The 5,383-nt window shown below is 40.0% G+C and carries 9 protein-coding genes; all 9 read left to right on the forward strand.

The features are described 5' to 3' along the window. On the forward strand, positions 1-69 hold a 69-nt coding region (locus ELS82_RS23150; protein WP_134837549.1), incomplete at its 5' end, for a YHYH domain-containing protein. A gap of 211 nt (positions 70-280) precedes the next feature. Further along, entirely contained in the window at positions 281-697 is a 417-nt protein-coding gene (locus ELS82_RS23155; RefSeq protein ID WP_134837542.1) for a GNAT family N-acetyltransferase, read from the forward strand. A 114-nt stretch (positions 698-811) separates the two neighbouring features. Continuing rightward, positions 812-1,267, forward strand: a complete 456-nt coding sequence (locus tag ELS82_RS23160) for a GNAT family N-acetyltransferase (protein WP_134837543.1) — start codon at positions 812-814, stop codon at positions 1,265-1,267. A gap of 140 nt (positions 1,268-1,407) precedes the next feature. Then, the gene (locus tag ELS82_RS23165) at positions 1,408-1,845 is read left to right on the forward strand and encodes an NUDIX hydrolase (RefSeq protein ID WP_134837544.1); all 438 of its coding nucleotides are present in this window, start codon (positions 1,408-1,410) and stop codon (positions 1,843-1,845) included. Positions 1,846-2,009: 164 nt separating this feature from the next. Then, entirely contained in the window at positions 2,010-2,543 is a 534-nt protein-coding gene (locus ELS82_RS23170; protein ID WP_134837545.1) for a hypothetical protein, read from the forward strand. Between the two features lie 180 nt (positions 2,544-2,723). Then, a complete protein-coding gene (locus ELS82_RS23175; protein ID WP_134837546.1) occupies positions 2,724-3,056 on the forward strand; it encodes a type II toxin-antitoxin system RelE/ParE family toxin in 333 nt (110 codons plus the stop codon). After that, a complete protein-coding gene (locus ELS82_RS23180) occupies positions 3,043-3,357 on the forward strand; it encodes a helix-turn-helix domain-containing protein (RefSeq protein WP_017049537.1) in 315 nt (104 codons plus the stop codon). Before ELS82_RS23175 ends, ELS82_RS23180 begins: the two co-directional genes overlap by 14 nt. 118 nt (positions 3,358-3,475) lie before the next feature. Next, complete coding sequence (locus ELS82_RS23190) at positions 3,476-4,468, forward strand: ankyrin repeat domain-containing protein (RefSeq protein ID WP_167489494.1); 993 nt, start codon at positions 3,476-3,478, stop codon at positions 4,466-4,468. A 176-nt stretch (positions 4,469-4,644) separates the two neighbouring features. After that, positions 4,645-5,112, forward strand: coding sequence for a MazG-related protein (locus tag ELS82_RS23195; RefSeq protein WP_134837548.1), 468 nt, complete (start codon positions 4,645-4,647; stop codon positions 5,110-5,112). Positions 5,113-5,383: the final 271 nt, after the last annotated feature.

Below are 5,383 nucleotides of genomic sequence, written 5' to 3' on the forward strand. Positions count from 1 at the left end.
GGCACAGATGCTAATGGTTGTCATACGAATAGCAAAACAGGTGACTACCATTGCCACAATCGAAAATAATCTGATCTAAAAGACATGAAAGGCGTGGCTTGTCACGCCTTTTTATATTCGGTTAGCAATAAGTTCATCAGCATAACAAACTGTTCAAGTGGGATTCGCAACGCGTGGCATTTTCACTATGCGTTGGTTTAAGTGATTAAGGTGGTTTGCAGCGACTTTTGTATTGCGTTGCTCACCCCTTAACAGAGCGTTATGTGATAAGGAGGTCACATTGAATATCGAATACAAAGTTAACCAACAGATCTCAGCTGACGAGTTTATTGGTTTGCTTAGACGCTCGACGTTGGGAGAGCGTAGACCAATAGAAAATATCGAATGTATCAACGGTATGTTGGACAATAGTAATCTCATAATCACTGCTTGGGATGGTCCTAAACTGGTTGGTATTTCTCGCTCTATTACGGATTTCCATTATTGTTGTTATCTGTCCGACCTAGCGGTTGATGAATCGTACCAAAGGTCGGGAATAGGGAAGCAGTTACAAGTTCTAACTCAAGCTCAAATTGAGCCTACATGTAAACTGTTTCTAATCGCCGCACCGGCAGCCAATGACTATTATGGACAAATTGGTTACACCAAAAACGAGCGTTGTTGGGTGCTGGAGCGTGGTAGTGAAATTATCACATAACAAGCAATTCAAGCTGATTCGCAACGCTAGGCACTTTCGGTTTCAACTTGTTTGGTGATTACGGTGCAGTGTTTTAGTAAAGTGGCAGCGTTGCTCACAACTTAATTGGGCGTTATGAGGCATATGGATATTCAGCTAATACAAATAGAAAGTGATGAATTTGATAGTCTGTTTTCTGTTGTGAAACAAGGACTCTATTCGCATGTTGATGCCGTCTTTGGTTGGTGTGATGAGTTTCAGGTCAATCGTTTAAAAAGTGACTATGAGCCCCATTGGTTTCACTGGGTTTATCTCAATAATACGCAAGTTGGAATGCTATGCTTCAAGCCTTACGATAATGCAATTCATGTACATTTACTCGTTGTGTTTCCAGAATTTCAAAATCAGCAATTAGGTGGCAGGGTAATGAATATGGTTCACGAAATGGCGCGAGAGCAGGGGCGTAGTCGTGTAACCTTATCAAGCTTTACGAGAAATGAGTCAGCGGTAAGGTTTTACAAATCTCTTGGCTATAAGGTGACAGAAAACGATGAAAACTTCCTTTCTTTGTCCCTTCAAATTGCCTCATAACAAGCAATTTAAGAGGGATTCACAACGCTCGGCATTTTTGCTTCTACTTCAAATTTAGTGTTTATGGCACAATGCTTTAGGTTTGGGTGGAGGCGTTGTTCACCCCTTAATTGGGCGTTATGCGATTAGAGGGAAAATCAATGAGAGCACCATTTCAAGTATTAGTATTTCCGTATCGAATATTCAATGAACAACCTCGGTACTTAATCGGAAAACGAAGTGATAATGGTGTATGGCAAGCGGTTTCAGGTGGCGGTGAAGATAGTGAATCCACTATCGAGGCTGCAAAGCGTGAACTTAAAGAAGAAACTGGTTTAATTGGCAGTGATTGGCAGAAATTGGACTCAATGTGTATGCTCCCAAAAGTGTACTACGCTGGTCATGAAAATTGGACTAATCATCAGTTTGTAGTGCCTGAATATTCTTTTTCAGTTCGGGTGTCTACTGAGCCTCAGCTATCAAGTGAGCATACGAAATTTCGTTGGTGTGGTTTTCAAGAGGCTAGTGAACTTTTGAAATATGACTCAAACAGAATAGCTTTATGGGAGCTTAATCAAAGGCTTAATCGCAATCTTTGAAAAATCGCATAACAATAAATTTAAGCAGATTCGCAACGCTTGGCATTTTTGGTTTGAATCGGCTTTAGTGTTTACGGCACAATGGTTTAGGTTAGGTGGTAGCGTTGCTCACTACTTAATTTGGCGTTATAACACACACGAAGCTATGCATAAGGAGAGTAAATTTGGATCTAGTTGAGATTAATGAAAAGCTAGTTAGAAATGTATTTTTAAATACAGAGTTACTACTTAATGAGGGCGAAAATCAAATATTTGAATATGATATTCAAGCGTATATGTTCTTGTTTTTAAAACGCTACCTCAAAGGTAGTGCGCGTTCAGAAGGAAGAGAAAAAGTCCAAAAAGTTGACTGTGTAATCTTTGATATTAACGATGATCCAGAATGTTTCTATGAAATTAAGACCTACTTTAAAGACCATGAAGTGATCCTAGAGAAGCATTTTGAAGATGACATAGACAAGCTTGCAAAATTACTCCAAACCCACCCTAATGCAAAGGCCATGTTTATTACTGCTGGGTTAACGAAGAAATACACAGATCATCATGCTGCTAAGTTGGCGTATATCGCTGAACATCTAAATAATGTTAGGCGTTGGCACCCTCTTAAGACCACGTCAGGCATAGACATAAAGTTAAGACCAAGTGTTAAGGAAACGCGAGGGCTTTGTAACGTTATGACGTGGGAAATTGTGTTATAACAAAGCATTTAAGAGTGATTCGCAACGCTTGGCAGTTTCGCTTCGCTCAAGTGTAGCCAAGCGCTGCTCACACCTTAATGCGGCGTTATAGCTCAGGTCAGATTTTCTGCTCCAAAAATTATAGCTACGTTAATCACGTATAGTTTTGCTATATGTACGTTACTTGCGTATACTTTGCGTATGAAAAGTGTATTTGTCGAATCAACCATATTTGAAAAGTACCGTAATGAATATCTCAGCGATGATGAGTTTAGGCTTTTTCAAGCTGAGTTAATGTCTACCCCGAAGCAGGGTGACGTGATTCAAGGTACAGGTGGTTTGCGAAAGATTCGAGTTGCAAGTAAAGGTAAGGGCAAGCGTGGTGGTTCTCGCGTTATCTATTATTTCCTCGATGAAAAGCGTCGTTTTTACTTGCTGACGATTTACGGCAAGAATGAAATGTCCGACTTAACCGCAGACCAAAAGAAACAACTAAAGGCTTTTATGGAGGCGTGGCGTAATGAGCAATCGTGATTTATTTGCAGAGTTAAGTTCAGCACTTGTTGAGGCTAAAGAGCATTCAGAGGGCAAGCTTACCCTTAAAACTCATCAAGTTAACGACATCAGTGAGTTAAATATCTCACCTGATGAAATCGTGAGTATTCGAGAGCAGTTTAATATGTCTCGTGGTGTGTTTGCTCGTTTGTTGCATACATCATCTCGTACGTTAGAAAACTGGGAACAAGGGCGTAGTGCACCAAATGGACAAGCAGTAACCCTTCTAAAGTTGGTTCAGCGTCACCCAGAAACCCTGTCGCACATCGCTGAGCTATAACAAACAGTTTAAGAGTGATTCGCAACGCGTGGCATTTTTACTATGCGTTGCTTTTAGTGTCTAAGGTGGTATGCGGCGATATCGGTATTGCGTTGCTCACACCTTAACAGGGCGTTATGTGAACCAAGAGTATTTAATCGTGAATGTAAGAATTATCAAACAGCTTTTTCTTTTTGCAATTCTTCTAGCTAGTTGTAATTTGGCTTATCCTTTAGAGGTGTTTATAGGAGATATGAACGAAGGCGAACTAAAAGAAGTCGCGTGGAAGGGTCGGCCAGTTTATGTGTATAAACGTACCGATTATGAAATATCTAGTTTAATGGGGATCGAGCTTTTAAATAGTAAGAAAAGATATGAAGATACTCTTGCACGGAATGCCAAGATTACTAGTAACGAATATGCTTCATTGTTATCCGAGTCTAGTTCTATTGAAATGACTCCGTTAAGGTCATATAAGGAAAAATATCTTGTAGTTGTAGGAACTGAACCATGGAATGGCTGCTTAGTATTCCTTAAAAGTCGTAAGTTCCACGACCCATGTGAAGATGACTACTACGACTTGGCGGGTAGGTTGATAAATCCAGATAGAAAGGCGAGTTATCATCTCATGATTCCCCCACATTCTATTGATGGAGAAGTAATAACCTTCAGAGAGTCTCCTTCAAAAGTTAAAGATTATAGCCCTGAGATATTGCTTCTCCCAATTTCTGATGGGAATAAGTTATTTGAATCAATACAGTGGAGAAAGTGGGAACTTGCTCAAAATTTAATATCTAAAACACCAGACATAGTCAATTATAAGTCACCAAATGGCGCTACATCTCTACATTTGGGCGCATGGCGAGGTGATGTAGCATTCTTGAGGTATTTATTAGAGTCCGGAGCTAGTATAAACAAGCTAACCGATGAAGGGCTAGGGGCAATACACTTTGCATTACTAGCGCGCAATATTGATAATGCTAAATTTCTAATAAAACAAGGGGCGAAGATAGAAAATTACTGCATTAACTCCGCTTGTGTTCCCAATATAGAAGAATATGTCGAGCGTACTTATCCTTATTATGACGATGTAGAAATAAAAGAATTGGTGGAGTTATTGCGGAGTCAATAGCTATGTCCGTGCTCGATTGTTCACATAACAAACAATTCAAGTTGATTCGCAACGCTCGGCGCTTTCGGTTTCAATTGGTTTTGTGATTACGGTGAAGTGTTTGAGTGCTTTGGCAGCGTTGCTCACAACTTAATTGGGCGTTATGGTGCAGGGCAAAATTCAGCTAAGGGGACTAGATGAGTGATAAAGTGAAAGTGGCCCTGAAATGGCTCAAAGATCTCTTGGAGGCTGAGGGTGTCGAGTATCAAATTGTTGGTGGGTTAGCGGCAACTATTCATGGTGGAAGTCGTGAAATTGCTGATATCGATCTTTATATTCGCAATTCTGACGCAAACAAGGTCTTGGCTCGCGTATCGCAGTTCATATCTAAACCGTTAATTCACTACACTGAGTACGGTTGGGATCTAGAGTATTTCCAGCTGGTTTACCAAAATCAAAAAATTGAAATTGGTTTAGATCTAAACACGAAGATACAATCAGCTATCGATGGTTCTTGGCATGAGCTTGAAATCCACTTTTCAGAGTCAGTGGTAAAACACTATCAAGGTATCGAATTACCAGTTATTCCAGTACATCGTCTCGTTGAGTACAAGCGAATATTGGGTAGGGAAGTCGACCTAATAGACATACAAGAACTAACGTGAGTTCAGCACCATAACAATAAATTTAAGCAGATTCGCAACGCTTGGCACTTTTGGTTTGAATCGGCTTTAGTGTTTACGGCACAATGCTTGAGGCTGGTGGCAGCGTTGCTCACTACTTAATTTGGCGTTAGCTGCTTAATCAAATAAAAAGGAAGTTTCATGAAAACAAAAATCTTAATTATACTTTCCCTCCTAGTCCTGAGTAATCCTTCGTTTGCTTTTCAAAAAGAAATAGACAAGTTTTTTGAAATATATGAATCTGGCAAACCTA

Source organism: Vibrio ouci, from assembly GCF_004551525.1.
Lineage (GTDB): Bacteria > Pseudomonadota > Gammaproteobacteria > Enterobacterales > Vibrionaceae > Vibrio > Vibrio ouci.